General features: G+C 68.8%; 18 protein-coding genes. 13 read left to right on the top strand and 5 right to left on the bottom strand.

Annotated features, from left to right (window positions below; translation table 11 throughout):
• Positions 1-4: 4 nt before the first annotated feature.
• Positions 5-1,402 (bottom strand): S8 family serine peptidase, encoded by a 1,398-nt coding sequence (locus tag LSI54_RS09890; RefSeq protein WP_342357814.1) that lies wholly within the window; start codon positions 1,400-1,402, stop codon positions 5-7.
• A gap of 191 nt (positions 1,403-1,593) precedes the next feature.
• On the opposite strand from LSI54_RS09890, the gene LSI54_RS09885 reads away from it, so the two are divergent.
• The 5 genes from LSI54_RS09885 to LSI54_RS09865 are packed head-to-tail and all read left to right on the top strand — an operon-like array spanning position 1,594 to position 6,978.
• Entirely contained in the window at positions 1,594-2,880 is a 1,287-nt protein-coding gene (locus LSI54_RS09885) for a 5-(carboxyamino)imidazole ribonucleotide synthase (RefSeq protein ID WP_342357813.1), read from the top strand.
• Positions 2,877-3,479, top strand: coding sequence for a 5-(carboxyamino)imidazole ribonucleotide mutase (purE, locus tag LSI54_RS09880; protein ID WP_370642697.1), 603 nt, complete (start codon positions 2,877-2,879; stop codon positions 3,477-3,479). Before LSI54_RS09885 ends, purE begins: the two co-directional genes overlap by 4 nt.
• Positions 3,476-5,113, top strand: coding sequence for an LCP family protein (locus LSI54_RS09875; protein WP_241478272.1), 1,638 nt, complete (start codon positions 3,476-3,478; stop codon positions 5,111-5,113). Before purE ends, LSI54_RS09875 begins: the two co-directional genes overlap by 4 nt.
• A 25-nt stretch (positions 5,114-5,138) precedes the next feature.
• Positions 5,139-6,455: a mannose-6-phosphate isomerase, class I gene (gene manA, locus LSI54_RS09870; protein ID WP_241478271.1), complete on the top strand. Its 1,317-nt coding sequence runs from the start codon at positions 5,139-5,141 to the stop codon at positions 6,453-6,455.
• A gap of 10 nt (positions 6,456-6,465) precedes the next feature.
• Positions 6,466-6,978 (top strand): GtrA family protein, encoded by a 513-nt coding sequence (locus LSI54_RS09865; RefSeq protein ID WP_241470389.1) that lies wholly within the window; start codon positions 6,466-6,468, stop codon positions 6,976-6,978.
• 123 nt (positions 6,979-7,101) lie between these two features.
• On the opposite strand, the gene LSI54_RS09860 is transcribed toward LSI54_RS09865, so the two are convergent.
• Positions 7,102-7,926: a TIGR03089 family protein gene (locus LSI54_RS09860; RefSeq protein WP_241478270.1), complete on the bottom strand. Its 825-nt coding sequence runs from the start codon at positions 7,924-7,926 to the stop codon at positions 7,102-7,104.
• Positions 7,927-8,104: 178 nt separating this feature from the next.
• Between LSI54_RS09860 and LSI54_RS09855 the strand changes: the two genes are divergently transcribed.
• The 8 genes from LSI54_RS09855 to ahcY all read left to right on the top strand — a co-directional run bounded on the left by LSI54_RS09855 (position 8,105) and on the right by ahcY (position 19,467).
• Entirely contained in the window at positions 8,105-8,713 is a 609-nt protein-coding gene (locus tag LSI54_RS09855) for a WhiB family transcriptional regulator (protein ID WP_241478269.1), read from the top strand.
• A gap of 56 nt (positions 8,714-8,769) precedes the next feature.
• Positions 8,770-12,363 carry a hypothetical protein gene (locus LSI54_RS09850; RefSeq protein ID WP_241478268.1) on the top strand — a complete coding sequence of 1,198 codons (3,594 nt, stop codon included), beginning with the start codon at positions 8,770-8,772 and terminating at the stop codon, positions 12,361-12,363.
• Positions 12,360-14,615, top strand: coding sequence for a DUF5719 family protein (locus LSI54_RS09845; protein ID WP_241478267.1), 2,256 nt, complete (start codon positions 12,360-12,362; stop codon positions 14,613-14,615). Before LSI54_RS09850 ends, LSI54_RS09845 begins: the two co-directional genes overlap by 4 nt.
• 307 nt (positions 14,616-14,922) lie before the next feature.
• The gene (locus LSI54_RS09840) at positions 14,923-15,390 is read left to right on the top strand and encodes a DUF3499 domain-containing protein (RefSeq protein ID WP_241478266.1); all 468 of its coding nucleotides are present in this window, start codon (positions 14,923-14,925) and stop codon (positions 15,388-15,390) included.
• Positions 15,391-15,489: 99 nt separating this feature from the next.
• On the top strand, positions 15,490-15,870 hold the full coding sequence (locus tag LSI54_RS09835) for a MerR family transcriptional regulator (protein WP_370642696.1): 381 nt from the start codon (positions 15,490-15,492) through the stop codon (positions 15,868-15,870).
• Between the two features lie 193 nt (positions 15,871-16,063).
• Positions 16,064-17,587 (top strand): SulP family inorganic anion transporter, encoded by a 1,524-nt coding sequence (locus LSI54_RS09830; protein WP_241465132.1) that lies wholly within the window; start codon positions 16,064-16,066, stop codon positions 17,585-17,587.
• Between the two features lie 97 nt (positions 17,588-17,684).
• Complete coding sequence (locus tag LSI54_RS09825; RefSeq protein WP_241465131.1) at positions 17,685-17,891, top strand: hypothetical protein; 207 nt, start codon at positions 17,685-17,687, stop codon at positions 17,889-17,891.
• 85 nt (positions 17,892-17,976) lie between these two features.
• A complete protein-coding gene (ahcY, locus tag LSI54_RS09820; protein WP_241470384.1) occupies positions 17,977-19,467 on the top strand; it encodes an adenosylhomocysteinase in 1,491 nt (496 codons plus the stop codon).
• Between the two features lie 244 nt (positions 19,468-19,711).
• On the opposite strand, the gene LSI54_RS09815 is transcribed toward ahcY, so the two are convergent.
• The 3 genes from LSI54_RS09815 to LSI54_RS09805 are packed head-to-tail and all read right to left on the bottom strand — an operon-like array spanning position 19,712 to position 24,090.
• On the bottom strand, positions 19,712-21,472 hold the full coding sequence (locus tag LSI54_RS09815) for an amidase (RefSeq protein WP_241465129.1): 1,761 nt from the start codon (positions 21,470-21,472) through the stop codon (positions 19,712-19,714).
• Positions 21,469-22,554, bottom strand: coding sequence for an agmatine deiminase family protein (locus tag LSI54_RS09810; RefSeq protein WP_241465128.1), 1,086 nt, complete (start codon positions 22,552-22,554; stop codon positions 21,469-21,471). The genes LSI54_RS09815 and LSI54_RS09810 overlap by 4 nt, the downstream gene beginning before the upstream one ends.
• A 9-nt stretch (positions 22,555-22,563) precedes the next feature.
• Positions 22,564-24,090 (bottom strand): APC family permease, encoded by a 1,527-nt coding sequence (locus LSI54_RS09805; protein ID WP_241465127.1) that lies wholly within the window; start codon positions 24,088-24,090, stop codon positions 22,564-22,566.
• Positions 24,091-24,105 lie beyond the last annotated feature (15 nt).

Below are 24,105 nucleotides of genomic sequence, written 5' to 3'. Positions count from 1 at the left end.
GGCGCTACTGGATCTCGGCGTCGGGCGGGGCGATATGGTGCCGCTGACCGCCGTCGGCCGAGGCCACCCCGGCCACCGCGGAGAAGCCCTTCGGCTCCTCACCCGCGGCCTGCGCCTGCATCCCCGGGGTCGCCTCCGTGCGTCCGGTGATCTGCCCCAGGCTGCGCAGCACCCGGTCCACCACGAGCCCAGCCGATTCCAAGTCAGCGACGACCTCGTCGATCGCGTCCAGATGCTCCTCGTCCACGGTGATGATCCACTGCTGCTCCGGCATGGTCACTGTCCTTTCGGCCGCTGGGATCGCAGCCAATCCCGCCCCGACATCCTCACGCTCAGCGCCTGCCAGGGGACGCGCGGTGCGGATCAGCTCATCCCACAGCGCCTGGCCGCGCAGCCCGGTGGAGGCCGAGAGCAGGGCGGCGATGCCGGAGACGTGTGGGGCTGCCATGGAGGTGCCGCTGATGCTGCGGTGGTGCTCGGGACGCGGCCAGGACGAGTAGACGTCCACCCCGGGGGCGGCGATGTCGACCTGCCCACCATCGTGCGGCAGGGAGCGGGCTGAGAAGTCCGCCACGTGCAGCCCGGTGTCCAGCGCGGCCACCGCCATGACGTAGGGGCTGTTCGCCGGCGCCCCCACGAAGCCGGGGTTTCCTGCGCTTCGTCCGGCGTTGTTGCCCGCCGCGGCTACCAGCACCGAACCCCGCTCCAGCGCCCGCCGACCAGCGGTCACATACGGAGGATGGACCTCGCGCACATCGGCGCCCAGTGACATCGAGATGATCTGGCAGTTGTTCGCCAGCGCCCAATCGATCCCAGCGAGGATCGAGGCGTCTGAGCCGGATCCGTCCGCACCGAGCACCTTCGCCGAGAAGATCTCGACCCCGGGGGCCACGCCGAAGCCTCGACCGGACGGGGGAGCCCAGGGTCCGCAGGCGGTGCCCACGCAATGCGTGCCATGACCGTGGACGTCCTCCGGACCCTCCCCGGCGATGAAGGACTCTGCCGTCACCACGCGGCCGGCGAAGTCCGGATGGTCGACGTCGAAACCGGTGTCCAGCACCGCGATGCGCACCCCGGCGCCGGTGAGCCCCGCCGCTTGGGCGCGGCCGATCTCAATGGCCTGCAACCCCCAGGTCAGTGCAGCGGTGTCGACGACTGCGGCTGTCGTCGTGCGCTCGGCGGGGGTCGCCCCGATCGCGTAGTAGGTCAGCTCCCGGCTGTAGCTCATCGGCGCTCGACGTTCACGACATCGACCGCTGAACGCCTCGAGGTCACTGGACTCGCCGTCGACCACGCCGACGCCGAGTCGAGGGAAATAGATGTCGGTGGAGAAGCCCTGGGCGCTGAGCAGCCCGGGAGCGTCCCGTTCCAGCACTTCTGAATCTGAGGTGTCAAAGGTCACTACAAAGCGTCCCATTGTTGTCCCGCCCCTCCGCCGCGCCGACACGTGGGCACCAGGCTAGGGTTGCAACCTGCATATTCGCCGAGTGACCTGGAGATCGTCCCTGCGGCCAGCTGTCCGGCGCGGTCTGCTCCACCCGGGGGTGTTTCCCTGTGCGGGCGAGCAGAGGTCATGGCGCATAATTGGGGACTGTGACGCGACAGGACAGCAACCCAGCCCCGCCCAGCGGCCCCGCCGGCACCCCGAGGATCGGGGTCATCGGCGACGGCCAGCTGGCCCGCATGATGGCCCCCGCCGCCGTCGAGCTGGGCATCGAGCTGCATCTGCTCGCCGGCTCGGCCGACTCCTCGGCCGCGCAGGTCATCCCGCACACCACGTTGGGGGACTACACCGCCCCCGCAGACGTGACGGCGTTCGCGGCCGGCCTAGACGTGATCACCTTCGATCATGAGCACGTGCCTGCCGAGGTGCTTGACGCTCTCACCGCGAACGGCGCCGAGATGCATCCCGGTCCCGAGGCGCTGATCTACGCCCAGGACAAGCTCGCGATGCGCCGCGCCGTGGAGCAGCTGGGCCTGCCGAACCCGCGCTGGGCCGAGGTCCGCAGCGTCGACGAGCTGCTGAGCTTCGGCGCCGACGCCGGCTGGCCGGTGGTGCTGAAGACTCCGCGCGGCGGCTACGACGGCAAGGGTGTGCGGATGATCGACTCGTCCGAGCAGGCCGCTGACGCCCAGGACTGGTTCGCCCGCGCCGCCGAATCCGGCGCGGGCCTGCTCGCCGAGCAGAAGGTGCCCTACACCCGCGAGCTCTCCGCCCAGGTCGCGCGCTCGGCCACCGGGGAGACCGTGACCTACCCGGTGGTGGAATCCACCCAGACCCACGGAGTCTGCGACGAGGTGATCGCCCCCGCGCCGCACACCAGCCAGGACCATCTGGACCTGTGCGAGCGCATCGCCCGCACGATCGCGGAGAAGCTCCAGGTCACCGGCATGCTCGCAGTAGAGCTCTTCGAGATCAGTGAGGATGACGCCGACCCCGAGGCTGGAATCATCCCCGGCATCTACATCAACGAACTGGCCATGCGGCCGCACAACTCCGGGCACTGGACGATGGACGGGTCCATCACGAGCCAGTTCGAGCAGCACCTGCGCGCGGTGCTGGGCCTTCCGCTCGGCGCCACCGAGGTCAAGGGCGGCGCCGGCGGCTACACCGTGATGAAGAACCTGCTCGGCAGCGCCGCCGCCGGCGAGCGATCCCTGCACGGCTCCTTCGCCGCGGCGATGCGCCGCTCGCAGGGCTCGAAGATTCACCTCTACGGCAAAGAGGCCCGCCCGGGTCGCAAGATCGGGCACGTGAACATCCTCACCCAGACCCATTCCACGCAGGAGACCTGGGAGGCACGTCGAGCAAGGCTTCAGCGTGTGCGCCGAGCTGCAGCAGACGTGGCCGAGATCATCGTGGAAGGACCCGCCCAATGAGCCAGACCACCGAGAACCACCCCACCGATGCGAGGCCAGGGGAAGCCCAGGCCCAGCCCGGCGCCCCCGGCGCCGCCCAGGTGAGCCTCGTCATGGGGTCGAACTCCGACTGGCCGGTCATGAAGGCCGCCGCGCAGGCGCTGGACGAGTTCGGCATCACCTTCGAAGCCGACGTCGTCTCGGCCCACCGGATGGCCGAAGAGATGATCAGCTACGGCAAGACCGCGCACGAGCGCGGGATCCGGGTCATCATCGCCGGTGCTGGGGGAGCCGCCCATCTGCCCGGCATGCTCGCCTCGGTCACCCCGCTGCCGGTGATCGGCGTTCCGGTGCCGCTGAAGCACCTCGACGGCATGGATTCACTCCTGAGCATCGTGCAGATGCCCGCCGGGGTCCCGGTGGCCACCGTCTCCGTCGGCGGCGCCCGCAATGCGGGGCTGCTCGCCGTGCGCACTCTGGCTGCCGGGGACTCGGCCCAGGCCGCACAGCTGCGCGAGAAGCTGCTCGACTTCCAGAAGGCGCTGGCGGCTGAGGCCCACGCGAAGGGTGCCGCGCTGCGCGAAGAAGCCGCCGAGCTGGAGACGTACCGGACACGATGACCGACTCCGCCATCAGCTACCACCGGTTCAACAGCGAACCGGATGTGATCCGCAGCCCGCAGCGTGGTTCCGCGACCGACCGCACCCGTCGCGCCCTCATGCTCCTGGCGCTGACCCTCTTCATCCCCGGCGCCGCCCAGGTCGCCGCAGGCTCCAAGAAGCTCGGCCGCGCCGCCCTGGCGGTGACGGTCGCCTGCTGGTTCTCCGCACTGCTGCTGGGACTGATGTTCCTCACCATGCGAGGGGTCGTGCTCTCTCTGCTGACCCAGCCGTTCATGCTCTGGCTCAGCGCCGTGGTGCTGGGCGCGCTGGCGATCGGCTGGCTGATCCTCTGGCTGGACACCTTCAGGCTGCTCCACTTCACCTCCCTGGCGCCGCGACTGAAGCCGATCGTCGTCGTCGTGCTGGTGGTGCTGATGACCGTGACCTCCGGAACGCTGGGCTACGGCGCCAAGCTGGTCAACGAGGGCCGTGCGGCTCTCGGCGGGATCTTCGCCGCCGGGCCCGGCATCGACGCCGTGGACGGTCGATATAACTTTCTGCTCATAGGCGCCGACGCCGGCGAGGGACGCGAGGGACTTCGGCCAGACTCCATCCACGTGGTCAGCGTCAACGAGGACTCCGCGGAGACCATCATCTTCTCGATTCCGCGCAACTTCCAGAACGCCCAGTTCAACGAGGACTCCCCGTTGAACGCCGTCTACCCGACAGGCTATGACTGCGGCGACGAGTGCATCATCAACTTCCTCTACACCGATGTGATGGACAACCATCAGGACCTCTATCCCGAGGCCGAGGATCCCGGTGCCGAGGCCATGATGGACGCGGTCTCCGGCAGCCTGAACCTTGAGGTCTCCGGCTACGTGATGGTGGACATGGGCGGCTTCGAGGACCTCATCGACGCCATGGGCGGGGTGAGCGTGAACTCCGGCGGCTGGGTGCCCTACCGCGGCCCGATGCCCGATGGCAGCTGGGGCGACAACTGGTGGGCCCCCGGGGTGTACGAGTTCTCTGGCCAGGAGGCACTGGCCTACGCGCGATCGCGCACCTTCAGCTCCGACTACAACCGGATCCAGCGTCAACAGTGCATCCAGCAGGCGATGATGTCCCAGTTCAACCCGCAGACGCTGCTCTCGCGCTTCAGCGAGATCACGCAGGCCGGAGAGAACGTGGTGGAGACCAACCTGCCGCAGTCCCAGCTGGGTTCCTTCCTGGACCTGGCCGTCGACGCGCAGGGCCAGACTCCGCAGCGACTGGTGCTCGGGGCCCCGGACTTCGGCGCCTCCGGTGACATGTTCTCCACCTACCCGGACTTCGAGCAGATCCAGCGCCGGGTGGATGAGCTCATCGCCAATGAGGAGCACCAGAGCGGCGGAGGCCTCTTCGGATCCGCAGGGTTCCTGCCCGCACACTCGGGTGCGCTGGGTGTGACGCTCACGACACCGCAGGCCACGCAGCAGGCCGCCGACGCTGTGGAAGATGACGAACCCCCGATCGACTCCACCCCGCCGCCCACTCAGCCAGACGGCTCTGAACTGACCCGGGAGTACCTGGTCGAGGCTCAGCTGAACGGTCAGACCGCAGTGCTGGAGGAGGCCGCCTCCTCGAATTACCGCTGTGACCCGGTGAAATAGGGCTGATAAGGTTCTCCCGATGTTCATGATGATCAACCCCGTCCGCGAGTATGCGTGGGGTTCCACCACCGCGTTCAGCGAGCTCTTCGGCTGGGCCGCTTCGGCGACCCCGCGGGCGGAGATCTGGATGGGTGCTCACCCTGGAGACCCCTCCTCCCTGCAGCTGGCCCCTGAGTCTGTGCGGCAGCCGGTCGAGGTCACCTCGCTCCCGGACTACCTGCGAGGCTCCGACCAGGCTCCGGGAAGCTTCCCCTTCCTGCTCAAGGTCCTCGCCGCCGAGCAGCCGCTCTCGATCCAGTCCCACCCCACCGCGGACCGGGCCCGGCGTGGCTTCGCAGCGGAGGAGGCGGCGGGAATCGCGCTCGACGCCCCGCATCGCAGCTATAAGGACCCCAACGCCAAACCTGAGCTGATCGTCGCACTGACGGAGTTCTCCGCGCTGTGCGGATTCCGGCCCCACGCGGAGGCCGAAGCGGCGCTGACATCGCTCAGCTCGGCCGTTGCCGGTGTCGAACGCCCGGCAGACGACCAGCAGCTGCCCGCGCTTCTGGACCGGCTCCACGACTTCGTGGCGGCGCAGGACTACGCAGGAGGGCTCGAGCATCTGCTGCGCAGCGGACGCGACGCGACCCAGGCTGCCGCGGAAGAGCTGCACAGGTTCCTGGGTCGGGCCGACCTGCCTGACGGGCAGGGCAGGGCCGCCCTCCGCGATGCGCTGGACCCAGGCACGCGCGAGATGCTTGCGCACGTCAGCGCGGCGTTCCCCGCAGATCCCGGTGTCTTCGTCACGTTGCTGCTGAACCGCGTCAGGCTCCAGCCCGGAGAGTCGATCTACCTCCCGGCCGGCAATCTTCACGCCTATCTGCACGGGGTGGGAGTGGAGCTGATGGGCAACTCTGACAACGTGCTGCGCGGCGGACTGACCAGCAAGCCCCTTGCCGTCGATGAACTGCTCAGCGTCACCGACTTCGGCGTGCTCCCGGTCCCACACTGTCCGGTGCAGGAGTCTGGGCCCGCTCCGCGCCGGACCCAGTACCAGGCTCCGTTCGAGGAGTTCCAGCTGGAGCTGATCGAGTTCCCAGGCGAGACGGTGCTGGATCGACTCGGTCCCGGTATCGTGCTCTGCACCGCGGGAACGTTCACGCTGCACGCTCCCGACGCGGCCTCGAGCGAGGATGCCGCCGGTGAAGAACTCACCGCAGCCCCAGGAACGCCTCGTATGCTCACCCTTACTCCGGGCGAATCCGCCTTCCTGCCGGCAATCGCCGGCCACCGGCTGAGTGCATCCGCTCACGCCCAGGCCTTCCTGGCCAGCACCTCCTTCGCCAGCCAAGACCTGTAGGACTATTCCCATGATCCCCAAGCTGTACCGGCGCATCGAAACCCTCGTCCTCAGACTCTGGCGCGAGGTCGCGAAGTTCGGCGCCGTGGGCGGCGTCGCCTTCATCATCGACTCCGCGATCTTCCTCTGGCTGATCAGCGGCCCCATGGATGACTCGCAGCTCAAGGCCAAGGTCGTCGCCGGCGTCGTCGCCACGCTCTTCTCCTGGATGGCGAACCGCTACTGGACCTTCCGGCACAAGCGCTCCACCGGCAAGACCCGCGAGCTGGTGATGTTCCTGCTGATGAACGCGATCGGCCTGGGCATCCAGACCGGCTGCGTGGGCATCGCGAAGTACGCCCTGGGCATGGATTCGGTGAGCGAGGTCTTCATCGCCGGCAACGTGATCGGCCTAGTGCTGGCCACCGTATTCCGCTTCTTCGCCTACAAGTACTGGGTCTTCACCACCGACCGCTCGGGTCTCGCGGAGCTGCCCACTGAACAAGATCCAGCCGCCGACGCCGCCGAGGTCACCTCCCGCTGAGCCAGCGGGCTGAGCAGCTCCACAGTCGGACAGCTGTCGAATCCGCGGGTCATTCCACCCGTCTCCGCCGCAGGGATGGGACGGGCATCGCCGCGGGAATCGAGTGGGTGAGGGGAGCCGCTGTCAGCGGATCCCCTCATTGCGCAGCATCTGTTCCCAGGCCTTCGGCTGCGCGGCGGGATCACCCTGGAACAGCACCACCGGGCGGCTCTGCGCCCAGGCTGCAAGCATCTGAGCGAACAGTTCGCCGCCGCCCCAGCGCACCAGTCCCCAGTCCTTCAGGCTAACCTCGGTCGGTTCACCGACGACGACGAGCCCACCGCCCACACTGCCGCCCGCCCCGGCCCCTGCGTCCGCCCCGGGCAGCTCGAGCGGCGGCAGCGGAGCCGGCAGCTGGTCCGGATGCTGGCGGACCTCGGCGGAGATGTCCAGCGCCCAGGCCGGAAGTCGCTGCCCGGTGGCCTCCTCGAAGGACGCATCCAGCAGGCCGGGGGAGAGCGCCGCGAGTTCCGCATCCCCGAGAGCATGCGCCAACGGGCCCGCGCCGGTCCAGTCGCCGGGCCGGTCGGTGAGGATCAACCCCGGCTCCAGCGCCGAGGCAGTGGCTGCGCGGGCGTCGTCGTCGTTCTGCGCGGCTCCCAGCGCAACCAGGGTGGCCCTCCAGCCCAAGGCTCCTGCGGCCAGCAGGACGGCGGTGGCCTTCCAGTGAGGTGCGGCGTCGACCAATACGGCGGCGCCTTCATCGATCTCACATTCCTGGCTGAAGAGGCCGATCAGCTTGACCGTCCAGTTCTGCAGCACCCGCCCGGAGAGCTCCACGCGTTCCTGGTCCTCGCCTGCTCCATACCAGATCAGCGCGGGCTGCGGACGAGACTCGAGCAGGTCCAGCAGGGCAGGGAACGTCTGGGGCGGCCGGGCGGTCGAGCCGCCGAGTGTGAGCGGGGTCATAGTTTCTCTCCTGGGCCCGCCACGCCTCGCGGCAAGCTTATTTTTGACGGCGTGTCGGGCGTGATCGAGGGGTTGACGGTCTGATAGTGGCGACTTAAGTCGCTCACTTGACGGATCATTACTTACGCCAGTGTAATTAGGAGCAGTACACGCATGATCAACCTCGGGAGGCCCTTTGATGGGGAACGCAGAGCGGCTGGGCACAGAACAGCCCGGCACCACGGCCATAGCGCGCAGGACGGGTCTAGAGGTTCCTGCTGATTGGTTCGTGGACCCTGCTGATCCTCAGGCCGCCGAGCGGCTGGAGCACGGCAAGACCCTCGAGGATCAGGCCACCGCATTCCTCGCCGCCCATGAAGAGGCCGAACGTCGCTCTGCGGGGAACGCCTCGGCCGGCACCAGCTCTTCGGTCACCGCTCTCAGTGAGGCTCCTTCCCGCCGCACTGAGGCCCCGACCCGCGAGCTGCCTGGCCGTGAGACCGCAGCGCCGGAGACCCGTCCCGCGGACTCGAGCAGGACCACCTGGCTGGGCCTGCCCGCGCTCGTTCCCACCGATGAGATCGAGGGCGAGCTCGCCTGGCAGGTCGACGCGCTCTGCGCGCAGACGGACCCGGAAGCCTTCTTCCCCGAGAAGGGCGGCTCCACGCGAGACGCCAAGAAGGTCTGCGGCGCCTGCAACGTGAAGCAGGAATGCCTGGAATACGCGCTGGGCAACGACGAGCGCTTCGGCATCTGGGGCGGACTGTCCGAGCGGGAGCGGCGCAAGCTGCGAAAGAGAGCACTCTGATCAACGGTCACTCTGGCCCCCACATCGCCGCCGTCGTCCTGAACGACGGCGGCGATTTGTCGTCCGCTCCAGGCCACGCCGGACCCGACGCCGCCCCCGGCGCTTCCAGCACCGCAATGCAGCGGACCCGGGACGCGCTGGCCGCGCAGTCCCGGGCGCCCGATCACATCATCGAACTCTCGGCAGCGAGCTACCGCGGGGTACAGGACCTGTCGCGCTCGCTGCGATCCGGATTGCTCGAAGACCGCCGACAGGCACGCAGCACCGCAGGCAAGGGCTCGGGCGGGACCAAGACCACCCAGCTCTGGCGCAGCCTCGAACGGCAGCTGCCGGACGGCTTCAATCCGCGCCACCAGTGGCTCTGGATCATGCCCGCCGGCACGGTCCCCACCTCAGACGCCCTGGAGCGGCTCGAAGAGCGCCTCTTCACCGTCAAGGACGAGGAGCACCACGCGCAGATCCAGGTCATCGGCGCCAAGCAGCTCTCCGCCGAGACCCCGGAACGGCTGGTCAATGCGGGCCTCTTCAGCGCCCGCTCCGCGGAGGTCCTCACCGCCACCGAGCCCAAGGAGCTGGACCAGGGCCAGTACGACGGCCGCGACGCCGTCCCCGCCGTCTCCGGGGAGGGCATGCTGGTGCATGCCTCACTCTTCGGCGACCTCGGCGGCTTCGACCCGGGGCTCAGCGGAGACTACGCCGCCGCGCAGTTCTGCCGCCGCGCCCGCGAGGTCGGCGCGCACATCGTCATCGAACCCACCGCCCGGGTGCTCCGCGAGGACCCGCCCCGCCGAGACACCGTCCACCGCCTCGGCGGCACGCTCTACCTCCCTTCCGCCCAGCGGATCAGTCAGATCCGCCGCCGACTCGTCAACGCGACCCCGATCGCGGTCCCGTTCCTCTGGCTGGGCATGTGGGTCTCCGCGCTGCTGCGGCTGATCGGGCTGACCGTGGTCAAGGCACCTGATGCCGGCGCCGGTCAGTTCTTCGCCACGCTGCGCGCCCTGCTGGGCCTGGGAGCGATCGCCCATACGCGTCGCTTCGCCACCGAGGGCCGCAGAGCCGCCCTGGCCCGACTCAGCCGCGACGAACAGATCAGCTCCGCCGCCGAGCTGCTGCGCGCCGGACGCCAGGCCGAGGCTCGGAGGACGCTGAGCCCCTCCGAGGTCCGGGCGCAGCGACGCTCGGTGATGACCGCTGAGACCGTCTCGGTCCCGCGCACCCGGTTCACCCCCGGGTTCTACGGCGAACCCGATGACACCGGCGAACGCGAGAACAACGAGGACGCCCTGCTCGAGATCGGGGCCTCCGACGGCGAGTTCGACGAGATGCCCTCGCGTCGCTCCGGGGACCGACTCGGGCTGTTCCTGATGCTGCTGGCGCTGGCCGGAGCATCCCTGCTGGCCTTCCGAGACCTGCTCTCGGCGGAGGCGATCACCGGCGGCGCCGCACTCCCGCTGGCAGGTTCGCTGCCGGAGGTCTTCGCCCACTCGGTGAGCTTCCTGGCCGCGGACAGCCTCGGGTCGCTCTCCGCCGCGGACCCGTTCAACCTGTTGCTGCTGGCGCTCTCCGCGCTGAGCTTCGGCCACGGATCCGCCGTGCTCGTCTGGCTGCTGATCCTCGCGCTGCCGCTGAGCGCGCTCAGCGCCTGGTACGCCGCGGGTCTCTGGTCTACCAAGGCCTCCCGACGGGTGGTCTCGGCGCTGCTCTGGACCGCCATGCCCACATTGCACATCGCCGTGGGGGAGGGTCGCATCGGAGCGGTCCTGGTCCACATCCTGCTGCCGGTCGCCGTGGTGGCCACCGTCCGGGCGGTCGGCCGCGCCGCCGTCGGCCTGGGCGTCGCCGGAAGCTGGGAGTACGCCACCGGCGCTGCGCTGCTGCTGATGGTGCTCACCGCCGCGTCCCCGACGCTGCTGCCGCTGGTGGTGCTCGTCGGGGTCGCCCTCGCCCTGATCCTGGGTCGCCGGGGCCGCCCGCTGTGGCTGATCCCGCTGACCTCGCTCGCCGTCGCCGCCCCGATGATCGCCTCCGCCGTCATGCAGGGCAAGAACCTCGCCGCGGTGCTCGTCCATGAGCCGGGCCGTGCGCTCACCGCCGACGCCGCCCCGCTGTGGCAGCAGCTGCTCGGCTTCTCCCGCGCCTTCGATCCCGCCGCCGGACTGGCCTCCGCCGGCGCCTCAGGATCCTGGCTGCCGGCCTACCTTGCCGGGGACTTCTGGAGCCTGCGCATCGCACTGCTGATCGGGCTTCCGCTGCTGATCATCGCTCTGTTGGGCATCTTCACCGGCAGCCGCACGCGGCCGCTGCCGATCGTGGCGGGCACACTGCTGCTCGCGACCCTCGGCCTCTCCGCGCTGGTCGGGCTCCTGGCCGCAGGATCCGACGGCACCGCGGTGATCAGCGGAAACCCTGGACCGCTGGTCTCGGTGCTGCTGTTCTGCCTGCTGGCGGCCGGTATGGCATCGCTGGACCGGTTCCCGCTGGCCTTCCCCCGGGTGGGCGGCACGATCACCCCGGTGATCTCCACGCTGCTCGTGCTTGCCATCGGCGCCTCTCTGGTCCTGTTCTACAGCCCGCGCATGATGCCGGACGCGCCGCTGACCGGTCAGCCGCTGACCGCGGTCAACGCCGCTCCGACGCTCATCGAGGCCGGGGCGCTGCGTCAGCTCCCGGCCACGGCCGCAGACCAGGGCACCGGTCCCGCGCAGGTGCGCACGCTGGTGCTCTCTGCGGCTGATCCCGGTGTGATCGGCGAGCTGGTCTCCGGGGAGGGGCGCACGCTGGACAAGTCCCGCGCGGTGGTCGCCGCCGGTGACATGCCGCTGTGGGCCCAGCCGGACCGCATCCCGAACCTGTTCGGCGGCACCCGCGACGACGCCGGCGGCCCAGCGCAGACGGTCACTGGATTCTCTGCCGCCGAAGAGCGCCTGGCCTCGCTGATCGCGTCGCTGATCACACCCGGGGCGCTGGAGACCGAAGACCTGATGGCAGAGCTGGGCGTGGGCTATGTGCTCATCGACCGGAACGAACCCGCTGTGCTCAGCGACGCCGTGGACACCGCCGCCGGACTCGTTCCGGTGGGGGTGACCGACCGCGGTGAGCTGTGGCGGGCCGAGCTCGATGAGGGTGCGCTGCTGCCCTCCGGGAAGGGCGTCTCCGGGGTTCCCACCAGCTGGGCCCGGATCGTGGACCCCCAGGGTGAGGTGCAGGCGCTTCTGCCGAGCCATGCGCAGGCGCTCGACGTCGATCTGGAGCAGGTCACAGCCGACGACGGCGCCGGCCTGGGTCTGGATCCGCAGGGCGAGTACCTGCTGGAACTCTCCACCGAGCACGCGAAGGGCTGGCGAGCCAGCTGGGACGGCCAGGACCTCGAATCTGTGGCGGTGCAGACCGACGCGCCCGCACAGTCCTCCGATGGATCTGCCGCCTGGATGCAGCGCTTCGAGCTGCCCGCGGAGGCGCTGACCGATCAGGGTGCGGGGCTGCAGGGTCAGCTCAGCGCAGATCACCGCAGCGGCTACCAGCTGCCGGTGCTGATCACTCTGGGCGTATTCCTGCTGCTGGTGGCGCTGATCGCCATCCCGCTGCCCCGCGGAAGCCGCATGCTTCCCGTGGCAGACACCGATGAGCTGGAGGGACGCCGAGGATGAGCGCCAAGAAGGTCAGGGTCAAGAAGCTCATCAAGGAGCAGCGCCAGGCGCGCAGGCGCGCCATCCGCGACCAGGAGCGCGCCGCCACGCTGAAGGCCAAGCAGGACGCGGCCGCGGCCCGAGCCGAATTGAAGGCTGAAGAGCAGCGGCTGCGCATGGAGCAGCAGCAAGAACGCCGGCAGCGGCAGGAGCAGGAACGCCAGCGCCGGGAGGAGCAGGAACGCCAGCGCCGGGAGGAGCAGGAACGCCAGCGCCGGGAGGAGCAGGAACGCCAGCGCCGGGAGGAGGAGCAGAAGCCGGCCACGGCGGCAAAGGCTGCCCCTGCCGTTGAATCCGCCGCCGAGCCGGTCGCTGTCGGGCCTTCCCCTGTCGACACCGGGGCCGACGATCAGATCGAGGCTCCGGCCGACATCGAGATGTCCGCCAGCACCGAGGCTTCGGCCGTCACCGAGACGTCGGCTGCGCCCTCGACTTCTGGAAAGCAGAAACGTCCCAAGGGCACCTGGCGGGACCGCCGCCGTGGAGCCCGGAACAATGACGGCAGCCCTGAGTCCGGCGCGGAGCACACAACCGCCCTCAGGAGACGAAGGGGCACGAAGTCCCGCACGGCCGCCGTCGTCGTGACCGCCGGAGTTCTGGCCACCATGATCGGCTCGGTCGCAGTGGATGGCCTGATGGATGGCCGCTCCGAGGCCGCCACCGGGACTCCCGGAGAGGGCCAGGTGGCGTCAGCGGCGCTGGGTGCCGTCTCCGTGGCCGCTCCGCAGGCTGGGCGGACCTTCATCTGTCCGCCGCTGCCCGGCCAGCCCGATTCGCTGACCACCGATGGCCAGCTCGAGTACCGCGACAGGGACTCCTCGGCCGTCTCACGGTTCTCCGCGGTGCTCTTCGCCACGGATCTCAACGGGTCCTTCCCCGACTCCTGGTGGGCGCAGCTGAACCAGGAGGGCCGCGTCAACGAGGACGTCCTGACCGAAGCATCCTCCGCAGACGCTGGTGAGATCGAGGAGGGCGGGGACACCGCACAGGCGGAGGCCCCATTGACCCAGCGCGAGGCGGTCTATGAGTCAGACCTCGACGTCGCCCGGCCGCCGCTGCTGGAGACCGCCGCGACTGCCGATGGCAGCGCGCCGGCGGCCGCAGCGCTCTATGAGTACGAGGCCGAGGACGGCCCGGTGGCCGGTCTCGCCGTCGGTCAGTGCACCGCCCCCGAACGCAGCCAGTGGTTCTTCGGCCCCGAGACCGCGGCCGGATCCTCGTCGCTGCTGACTCTTGCGAATCCCTTCGACCGGTCCGCCACGGTAGAGATCACGAGCGTGGACTCCGACGGAGATCGTGGCACCACCGGGACGCGATCCATCGTCGTCCCCGGTCAGACCACCCGCTCGGTCAACATCGCCGGTCTGGCCTCTTCGGGGTCGGACCTGGGTGTCCAGGTCCGCTCAGCCGGGGCGCCGGTCACCGCGCAGCTGCAGTCCTCCCGCGCGTCCGGGCTGACCGGCACCGGCGTGGAGTTTCTTCCCCAGATGACAGCCCCGGGCACCGAGCACCTGATGCCCGGAGTGCCGATCCCCGAAGGCGTCCCCGCTTCCGGAGACGACGACGATGAGGAGAGCACCACGCCGCCGGAGCTCTGGATCCACGTCCCGGGTGATCAGGGCGCGACCGTTGAGCTGCAGGTCTACGGCGAGGACGGCCAGCAGGTCATCGAGACCCCCGGCGTCTTCACCGTGAACGGCGGCGAGATCGACGCCGTGAACCTGCGCGGCCTCGAGCCCGGCGCCAGAGACATCCGCGTGCGCACCGACGTTCCGGCCTATGTGGGGGTGCGCAGCGAGACCGAGACGGGCTCAGACTTCAGCTGGGCGGCTCCAGCCACGGCGCTCGGGGAGGGCTCCGGCACCTTGCTGCCGCAGCTCGGTGCGCCCGAGCTGCACCTGTTCGCCTCCGGCGCCTCGGGCAGCGTCGCCTACCGGGTGATGGACGTCGACGGAGATTTCGGGCCCGAGCAGAACGTCGAGCTCACCGGGGATGGCGCGGGGGTCATCTCCGCCGACGACCTTGCCTCCGCCGAACCTGACGACAGCGAGGACGGCGCCGCGGTGATCGTGTTCTCCGAACCGCAACTCGACGGCGAAGGCAGCGTCCACGCGACGATGTCCACCACCACAGATGACGGTGCGTTCAGCCTGACCCCGGTCTCACCGCTGCGCGGGGCCGCAGAGTACGTGCCGGTGCGGCTGCTGCGCTGAGCGGTTCGGCCCAGCGCCGCGCGCGAGAAGCGGCCGGTCCGATCACGCAGTTCCTGCAGCCCCTGATGGGAGGGTCGCCTGACGTCCAGGGTGCAGGTCCGCTTCTGGTGCTCATACCCGGGAGGGGGGGGGAGCTGCGCGCTTCCTGTCGCCACCTCGCCCCGGCACTGGTGAAGGCCGACGTCGTGATGGTGGCGCAGGCGGGCCGCCGGCCGCAGTCCCAGCAGCCGGAGATCACCCCGGCCGCAAGCCTCGACAAGTCGTGCCTGCCAGGCATCCGGGGGAGTGGTTGCTAGGGTGGTCTCTCGTGGATTCCTCGCGTCGATGCACCAGAAACAGCTGTGAGCGGCCTGCCGCCGCCACCCTGACCTACTCCTATAAAGACTCCACCGTGGTGGTGGGCCCGCTGAGCGTCTACGCGGAGCCGCACACCTATGATCTCTGCGACCGTCACGCAGCGTCGGTCACGCCGCCACGTGGTTGGGAGGTGCTTCGGCTGACCCTGACCTCAGCGCCGAAGCAGGAGGATGACCTCCTTGCTCTGGCGGACGCCGTGCGCGAGTCCCCGGAGGTCCAAGCCGCCTGGGCGCTGGCCCAAGAGGCCCAGCGTCAAGCAGAGCAGTCAGGACAGTCTGCTCCGGCAGCGGAGCGTGGAACAGAGCGCGGCGCTGAGCCCGAGCTGCCCACCCGCTCCACCCGGGACCGAATGGCTCGGCCCGTCCGCGTCGGAGGTCCCGGGATCTCCCGCGGTCATCTGCGCATGCTCGACGACTGAGTCGAGAGCTGAACCGACGCGCGCGTGGACTCCTCAGGCCAGGTCATCCCGCTTCGCAGGCGTTGATAGAGTGACGTGCCAGAGACACCGGGAGGTCACGTGAGCACAGGTCCGCACGCAGAAGCCATGCACATCGGCGAGCTTGCCGATCGCACCGGCCTGTCCCTGCGGACCATCCGCCATTACGGCGACGTCGGCCTGCTTCCGGCCAGCGGCCGCACCGAGGGTGGCTTTCGGCTCTACAGCGAAGCGGACCAGCAGCGGCTGATGCGGATCAAGTACCTCAAACCGCTGGGGTTCAGCCTCGAGGAGCTCTCCGAGGTCGTGGCGCTGCTGGAGCTGGACACCCTCGACGCGGATCAGCGCAATCGGGCGCAAGAGTCACTGGAGCATGTGGACCGGGAGCGCGCCAAGCTCGCGGCCTACCTGGAACAGGCAGATCTGCTGGCCGAACAGCTCAGGAACCAGCTCAGCAGCTGAGGCTGCGCCCACCTGGTGAGACATTGACCACAGAACGTGAACCCTCACCTAACGTTAGGGTAGGGTTCTTGGCGTGACCGGTTAGAGGTTGTCTCACCGGTTCCCCCAATCTTTCCTGCGCAGCGCTGCGCATCCGCACGTCGTATGTAATCCGATGGACACTGCTGTGTCCACAACCCGAGAACGGAGCCTCATGGCACACAAGCCCACGGCCGTCGCCGAGGAGCTGTCACCCGAAGAACGCCAGTCGGTTCTTCGCACACTCAAGTCCCCGCGCCTGCTCAAGACCGAGATCCTGGCCGGACTGGTCGTGGCGCTGGCGCTGATCCCCGAGGCCATCGCGTTCTCGCTGATCGCCGGCGTGGACCCACGCTATGGGCTCTTCGCCTCCTTCACGATGGCGGTCTCGATCGCCTTCCTCGGTGGACGCCCCGCAATGATCTCCGCCGCCACCGCCGCCACCGCCCTGGTCATCGCTCCGCTGGTGGCAAGCCACGGCATCGACTACTTCATCGCCGCGGTCATCCTCGCCGGTGTCTTCCAGGTGTTGCTGGCGGTCATCGGCGTAGCGAAGATCATGCGCTTCATTCCCCGCTCGGTGATGGTCGGGTTCGTCAATGCGCTGGCGATCCTGATCTTCACCTCGCAGTTCCCCGATCTCATCGGCGTCCCGTGGCTGGTCTACCCGCTGGTGGCCCTCGGTCTGGTGGTCATCTACCTGTTGCCGCGGATCACCAGCATCGTGCCGCCGCCGCTGGTGGCCATCGTGCTGCTGACCGTGCTCGGTGTGGTCTTCGCGCTGAACGTGCCCACCGTGGGTGACAAGGGCGAGCTGCCCCAGTCAATCCCCGAGCTGTTCATCCCGGATGTCCCCTTCACCATGGAGACCTTCCAGATCATCGCGCCCTACGCGCTGGGAATGGCAGCAGTCGGGCTCCTCGAGTCGCTGATGACCGCCAAGCTGGTCGACGACGTCACCGACACCCGCTCCGGCAAGGTCCGTGAATCTTGGGGCCAGGGCGCCGCGAACATCATCACCGGCTTCTTCGGCGGCATGGGCGGCTGCGCCATGGTCGGTCAGACCATGATCAATGTGAAGGCTTCGGGTGCGCGCACCCGCATCTCCACCTTCTGCGCCGGGATCTTCGTCCTGATCCTCGCGGTTGCGCTCGGCGACGTCGTCGCGATGATCCCGATGGCCGCGCTGGTGGCCGTGATGATCTTCGTCTCCGTCGCCACCTTCGACTGGCACAGCATCAAGCCTTCGACCCTGAAGATGATGCCCAAGTCCGAGACCGCGGTCATGCTGGTCACCGTCATCGCCACCGTCTGGACGCACAACCTGGCCATCGGTGTGGGCCTCGGCGTGCTCACCGCCATGGTGCTCTTCGCCCGCCGGGTGGCTCACCTGGCCACCGTGGAGCGCCGGATCGAACAGCACTTCGGTGAGGAGATCGCGAAGTACGAGGTCAGGGGCGAGCTGTTCTTCGCCTCCTCCAACGATCTCTACACCCAGTTCAACTACGCGGAGGATCCCGACCACATCGTGATCGACATGTACAACTCCCACGTCTGGGATGCCTCCACCGTGGCCTCCCTGGACGCGATCACCGAGAAGTACTCCAAGTACGGCAAGCGGGTGGAGATCTCGGGTCTCAACACCGCCAGCGCCGCTCTGCACGAGCGGATGGCCGGAAACCTCGGCGCCGGTCACTGACCAGCCCCGCAACAGCCTGAACTGAATGCATAGAGGGCCGGTGTCGTCGGATGACGACGCCGGCCCTCTGCTGTGCCCTGCGCGGTAGGCTTGGGCCATGCCCAGTGCCCAGTCCTCCGTCGCGCCGAGCCCCACACCGGGGCGGGCCGCCGTCGCACTCTCTGACGATCTGCTGAAGATCCTGCGCTGTCCGGTCAGCGGCAGCACCCTGCGCCAGGACGGGGATCAGCTCATCTCCACGGATGACCCCAGCCTGCGCTACGCGATCGAACGCGGCGTGCCGACGCTGCTCGCCCCGCGCTGAGCCTCTGCCCGCCGCACGTCACCAAGCACGTCACCAAGCACGGCATCGAACTCTCACCCGACACAGCAGAAGGATTCCTATACCTATGAGTTTTGACTACCGCATCGCGGACATCTCCCAACACGAAGCCGGCCGCCACCAGATTCGGCTGGCCGAGCACGAGATGCCCGGGCTGATGTCCCTGCGCGCGGAGTACGGCGACTCCCAGCCGCTGGCCGGAGCCCGCATCGCCGGTTCGCTGCACATGACCGTGCAGACCGCCGTGCTGATCGAGACCCTCACCGCCCTGGGCGCCGAGGTCCGCTGGGCCTCCTGCAACATCTTCTCCACCCAGGACGAGGCGGCGGCCGCCGTCGTCGTCGGTCCGCGCGGAACTCCTGAGGACCCGCAGGGCGTGCCGGTCTTCGCCTGGAAGAACGAGTCCCTCGAGGAGTACTGGTGGACCGCCAGCCAGATCTTCGCCTGGCCCGGTGTGGATGAGGATCCCACCGTGGGTGCGAACATGATCCTCGACGACGGCGCCGACGCCACCATGCTGGTGCACAAGGGCGTCGAGTTCGAGGCTGCCGGCGCCGTGCCCTCGGCGCAGGACTCCGATCCCGAGGAGTACCACTACGTGCTGGCCACGCTGCGGAAGTCCCTCGAGGAGAACCCGCAGCGCTGGACCGGGATCGCGAAGAACCTGCGCGGCGTCACCGAGGAGACCACCACGGGTGTGAACCGGCTCTACCAGTTCGCCCGTGACGGGAAGCTGCTGTTCCCGGCGATCAACGTCAACGACTCGGTCACGAAGTCCAAGTTCGACAACAAGTACGGCGTCCGCCACTCGCTGCCCGACGGCATCATGCGCGCCACCGATGTGCTCATCGGCGGCAAGGTCTCCGTGGTCTGCGGCTACGGCGATGTGGGCAAGGGTGCCGCCGAGGCGCTGCGCGGCCAGGGCTCCCGGGTGATCATCACCGAGATCGACCCGATCAACGCGCTGCAGGCAGCCATGGACGGCTACCAGGTCGCCCGCCTGGAAGACGTGCTGGAGACCGGGGACATCTTCATCACCACCACCGGCGGCAAGGACATCATCTCCGCCGAGGCGATGCAGAAGATGAAGAACAAGGCCATCGTCGGCAACGTCGGACACTTCGACAACGAGGTGGACATCGCAGGCCTCGCCGCGATCCCCGGCGTGCAGAAGGTCGAGATCAAGCCGCAGGTGCACGAGTGGGTCATGCCTGCCGACGGCTCCCGCGCCGAGGGCCACTCGATCATCCTGCTCTCCGAGGGTCGGCTGCTGAACCTGGGCAACGCCACCGGACACCCCAGCTTCGTGATGAGCTCCTCGTTCGCGAACCAGACCATCGCGCAGATCGAGCTCTTCGCCAAGACCGCTCCGGACTACACCGGCGAGGACCGCTACGAGACCGACGTCTACGTGCTGCCCAAGGTCCTCGACGAGAAGGTCGCCCGGCTGCACCTGGACGCCCTCGGCGCCCGGCTCACCGAGCTCTCCAAGGACCAGGCCGACTACCTCGGCGTGGACGTGGCCGGCCCGTACAAGCCGGAGCACTACCGCTACTGATTCCCCCAGCTGATCCCTCAGCTGATCGCTCAGGCAGAGCCTGAGGTGCGACGGCGTCCCCAGCAGCCCCGGCTGTCGGGGGCGCCGTCTGCGTCGGGCCTCATGCCTGTGCGCTGCACACGTTCGTGCCGCGCCAGGTTCAGGCTTCTTCAGTCTCGCGACAGATTGCTGCAGGGGGCTTGCTGAGGGCGTGCGGGGAGCCGGGCGCGGAGGACGACGCGGCTCGATTCGATGCCTGCAGGATTCACAGTCGAGGAGTCAGCGGTGGTTCGGTGCGGCGCTGCCCCGTGGCTTCGAAGGCGGCGGCGATCTGCAGCAGCCGGGCATCCTCATAGGGGCGTCCGGCGAAGGTCAGCCCCACCGGCATCCCGGTGTCCGCCATGGTGCCCATGGGCACCGTCACCGTGGGAATCCCCAGGTGGCGCCAGACGAGATTGCCGTTGGCGACCCATACCCCGTTGCGCCAGGCCAGCTCGGCCGAGTCCGCTGAGACGTCTGCATCCGCCGGCCCGACGTCGGCCACCGCGGGAAAGGCGATGACGTCGAAGCCGTGGTGATCCATCCACTGCTCGAAGTCGAGCTCGCGGGTGCGGACGAGCCCTTCGATGCCGTCCTGCATCAGCGGAATGCCCGCCAGGTGCAGGTCGGGGTGGGCACGCACCAGCTCCGGCAGGGTTGCGATGTCATCATCGAAGCCGTCGTAGCGATCCGGCAGAGCCCCGGGCGGAGGCGGAAAGATCTGGCTGCCGTCGACGCGGACGAGGCTGTGCAGGGCTGGATCCGCGTTGGCCGCCAGGAAATCCTCACAGGACCAGGCAGAGAGCAGCCCCACCTCCTGGCGGAGGTACTCCTCCGACACGAGCCCGCGGGTCTTGATGGTCGGAGCTCCCGGCCGGTCCCCCTCGTAGTTGGACACCACCGGCAGGTCGCTGCGGGTGAGCGTGGCGCCGGCGGCGGTGAGGCTCTCGACCGCGGCCTCCCACAGCTCGAGCACCGAGGCTCGCGGGAGCACCCTTCGTCCGGTGGATCCCCCGATGCCGGTCACCCCGTCGAATCTGGGCGCGGCGGTGCCAGCCTCAGGATCCTCGCCCAGGTACATCCGGGGCGCGCCGATGTTCAGCCCGCCCAGCACCTCGCGGGCAGCAGAAGGGTCATCTGCCGCAAGGGCGGCGTAGGAGTCCGGGCGCAGCGCAGAGGCCGGTGGCAGAGCGAGCCAGGGCTGAACCCGCCAGAAGTCCCCGCGGGGCTGCGCGTCATCGGCGACGATCACCTCCAGCACCTCGAGCATGTCGGACATCGTGCGGGTGTGCGGCACGGCGACGTCCATGGTCGGCACCAGCGGCCAGTTCCCCCGCATCGAGATGACGCCCCAGGAAGGGGTGTAGGCGCAGAGCGCGTTGTTCGAGGCCGGTGCCCGACCGGAGGACCAGGTCTCCTCAGCCAGCCCGAAGCTGGCGAAACTGGCCGCGGTCGCCGTGCCGGAACCGTTGGAGGATCCGGAGGCGAAGGCGGAAGTCAGGAACGCCGAATTGTAGGGGCTCTCGGCTCTGCCGTAGAGGCCGCGCTGCATCCCGCCGTTGGCCATCGGAGGCATGTTCGTCAGCCCGAGCAGGATCGCTCCCGCGCCGCGCAGCCGCTCCACGACGAAGCAGTCCTGCTGTGCCACCAGGTCCGCGAAGGCGGGGGAGCCGGCGGCCACGGTCAGCCCGGCGGCCTTGTAGCTGTCTTTGGCGGTGTAGGGGATTCCTTCGAGCGCGCCCAGCGGTTCGCCCGCGGCACGCCGCGCGTCTGAAGCACGAGCCTCCTCGAGGGCTCGTGGATTCATCACCACCGTGGCGTTGAGTCGGGGACCGTGCTGGGTGTCCTGCCGGTCGTACGCCTCGATCCGGTCCAGATACGCCTTCACCAGCTGCTCGCTGGTGAGCGCGCCGCGATCCAGGGCGTCGCGCAGCTGGGCGATGGTGGCTTCGACGACGTCGAAGGCGCTCTCCGGTGACCCGCTCATCGGTCCGTCTCTCCGTCGACCAGGCTCAGCGGCGCCGAGTGGCTCACGGCGGAGGGCTGTTGCTGCGTGATGCAGTGGATGCCGCCGCCGAAGCGCAGGATGTCTCGGGCGTCGAGAAGTTCGATGCGCCGGTCGGGATAGGCCTCGGCGAGGATCGCGGCGGCGGTGTCGTCGTTGGGGTCGTCGTAGGCGCACAGGGCCACCACCCCATTGGCCACATAGTGGTTGATGTAGGTCCAGTCCACATGCTCGCCGTCATCGAGGATGGTGGCCGGCGCCGGGACGTCGATGATGCGGAACGGATCGCCGGCGGCATCGTGAGCCGTCTCCAGGAAGGCGCGCAGCTCGCGGGTCACCTCGTAGTCCGGGTGGGCCGGGTCGTCCTGGCGGTGCAGCAGGATGCTCCCGGACGGGGTGAAGGCCGCGAACATGTCCACGTGGCCGCGGGTCCCGTACTCCTCATAGTCCCGGGTCAGTCCGCGTGGGAACCAGACGGCATGGGTGGTGCCCAGTGCGGCGTGGATCTCGGCCTCGATCTGTTCATGGGACTGTCCAGGATTCCGGCCGACATCGCGCTGGACCGTCTCGGTCAGCAGCACCGTGCCGCGACCATCCACGTGGAAGCCCCCGCCCTCATTGACCAGCAGGCTGGTGACCCGCGCGGCTCCCGAAACTGCAGTCACGGCGGCGGCGATGTGCTGATCGCGGGTCCAGTTCGCCCAGCTCTGCGCGCCCCAGCCGTTGAACGCCCAGTCCACCGCGGCGAGCTCGCCATCGGCCCGATGGACGAAGGTCGGCCCGATATCGCGCATCCAGGCGTCATCCAAGGGCATCGGCCGGAGCGTGACTGCGTCGCCGAGCAGCTCCTGGGCCACCGGCAGGTCCAGCGGATCTGCCACCACGGTGACGGGTTCGTGATCGGCGATGACCCGGGCGACCCGACCCCAGGCCGCGCGGACGGCGTCCAGGGTGTCTGAACCGGGGTCGCCGAAGGTTGCGTTGGCAGGTGGGAAGGCCATCCAGGTCCGGTCATGCGGCGCCCATTCCGGGGGCATCCGGAGCGGGTCGTGGGGCGAGGTCATAGGGCTCCGTCAGAGGGTAGGGAATTCGGTGGTCTCGAAGCGCCGGCGGAAGAACTCCGGCCGCTTGTGGTGCTGCCAGAACATCGCGGCGATGCCGAGGCTGAAGACCAGCATGCCCAGGATGAAGACCAGGCCGACGCCGCCGATCTCCGAGCCGGAGCCGTAGTCGGGGTCCATGGAGTCCCAGATGGTCTGGAAGAAGAAGATCAGCAGCAGGATCCCGCCGACCAGGGGAGCGAGCAGCTTGTTGAAGAAGTCCCCGGCGGAGGCCGTGGCCTCACCGCGGAAATACCAGACGCAGGCCAGCGCGGTGATCCCGTAGTAGAAGCAGACCATCATGCCCAAAGTGGTGATGGTGTCCCACAGGACGTTCTCCGAGATGATGCGCATCACCACGTAGAACACCGAGGCGATCACCACGGCGACGACGGTGGCGTAGGCAGGTGTCTGATAGCGCGGGCTGACCTGGGCGTACTTCCGGTTGAGGGCGCCGTAGTGGCCCATGGCCAGCATGGTGCGGGCCGGGGAGATCATGGTGGACTGCAGCGAGGCGGCCGAGGAGGAGAGCACCGCCAGCGACATCAGGATCGCCATCGGGCCCATGACCGGTCCGGCCAGCGCCGCGAAGACGTTCTCCTGGATGTCGGGGTTGCCCAGGCCGAACTCGCCGTCGGAGACGCCGGCGAATGTCAGCGCCCCGAGGGTGACGATGGTGTAGAGGCTGACGACCACCAGGATGGTCAGGATCGCGGCCCGCCCCGGGGTGGTCGTGGTGCCGCGAGACTCCTCGTTCATGGTCAGCACCACGTCCCAGCCCCAGTAGATGAAGACCGAGAGTGCGATGCCGGCGGAGAAGGCGGAGAAGGACTCGATGCCGAAGGGGTTGAACCATTCCCAGCTGAAGGCCGTGGCGTCGAAGGCTGAGCCCGCGGAGACCTGGCGGAACGCAGCGACGGCGAACCAGAGCAGCACCAGGACCTGGAAGGAGACCAGCACATACTGCACGGTCTTGGTGGTCTCCATGCCTCGGTAGGAGACGTAGGCGGCCGCGGCCATGAAGATCACACAGGTGATCACGTTGATCGGAACGTTGCGGGTCAGCTCCGCGATCGAGTCGACTCCGGTGATCTGGCTGATCGCCAGGTAGAAGAAGTCCACCGCGATCCCGGCCAGGTTGGAGAGCACCAGGATGGTCGCGGCGAGCAGGCCCCAGCTTCCCATCCAGCCGATCCACGGACCGAAGGCCTTCGACGCCCAGGTGAAGGTGGTGCCGGCGTCGGGCATCGCGCGGTTGAGCTGTCGGTAGCCCAGCGCGACCAGCAGCATCGGGATGAACCCGACGATCAGCACCGCCGGCAGGTGATCACCGACGGCGGAGGCGGTGGGGCCCAGCGCCCCGGAGAGGGTGTAGGCGGGGGCGATCGTGGAGACACCGATGACCACAGCACCGAGCGCACCGATGCTTCCGATGCTCAGTCCCTTGCTGTGGGTGTGTCGGTCCGGTGTCTGGATGTCGGTGCTGCGGGGTTCGCGCATGGTGTGGTCTCCTCG

The organism is Nesterenkonia sp. AY15 (assembly GCF_022565855.1).
Classification (GTDB): Bacteria; Actinomycetota; Actinomycetes; order Actinomycetales; family Micrococcaceae; genus Nesterenkonia.
The sequence above is the reverse complement of the archived record's forward strand: the minus strand, read 5'-3'. Positions and strand labels throughout refer to the sequence as shown.